Source organism: Pseudoalteromonas sp. SR44-8 (assembly GCF_014163635.1).
Taxonomy (GTDB): domain Bacteria; phylum Pseudomonadota; class Gammaproteobacteria; order Enterobacterales; family Alteromonadaceae; genus Pseudoalteromonas; species Pseudoalteromonas rhizosphaerae.
On record NZ_JACJDS010000092.1, the window covers coordinates 1 to 696 of the forward strand.

At 40.9% G+C, this 696-nt stretch carries 2 tRNA genes and 1 rRNA gene; all 3 read right to left on the minus strand.

The features are described 5' to 3' along the window. Positions 1-344: 344 nt before the first annotated feature. A tRNA-Ala gene (locus H5183_RS21445) sits at positions 345-420 on the minus strand. Between the two features lie 46 nt (positions 421-466). After that, positions 467-543: transfer RNA gene (locus H5183_RS21450), tRNA-Ile, on the minus strand. 76 nt (positions 544-619) lie between these two features. Beyond that, positions 620-696 (minus strand): 16S ribosomal RNA (locus H5183_RS21455); the annotation flags it as partial.

Consider the following 696-nt stretch of genomic DNA (forward strand, 5'->3'; position numbering starts at 1 on the left):
CAACTGCCAAGGCATCCACCGTGTACGCTTAGTCACTTAACCATACAACCCAAACGGGTCTTTGTTTCGTGACAGTTTAACTTCGCCAGAAGTTAATATTGAATACTAAAGTAGATACCAATCAATAAACGAAACGTTCATTAAATGGCACTGAATGATACTGCTATCATTCTTTTTTACTTTTGAAAACTCTGTACAAATACACTGTATTTATACGAATTTTATTATCAGCTTTTCCAAATTTTTAAAGAGCAAGAGATACAAAAACCTCTCAAAATTAAACACACTCTATTCTCAGGCGATTATGCTGCCCGATAAAAGAATATTTATTTTTAAGAAGTAAGTGGTGGAGCTAAGCAGGATCGAACTGCTGACCTCCTGCGTGCAAGGCAGGCGCTCTCCCAGCTGAGCTATAGCCCCACATATGCTGGTACTTATTGTTTGATTACCGACTTCGTTGAAGAAGTGGTGGGTCTGAGTAGATTTGAACTACCGACCTCACCCTTATCAGGGGTGCGCTCTAACCAACTGAGCTACAGACCCAAACAATAAGTGTTTGTTCTCTTTACAATAACAATCATCTGTGTGGACACTACGAACAAATAAGTTCTAAATCGTATAAGGAGGTGATCCAGCCCCAGGTTCCCCTAGGGCTACCTTGTTACGACTTCACCCCAGTCATGAATCACTCCGTGG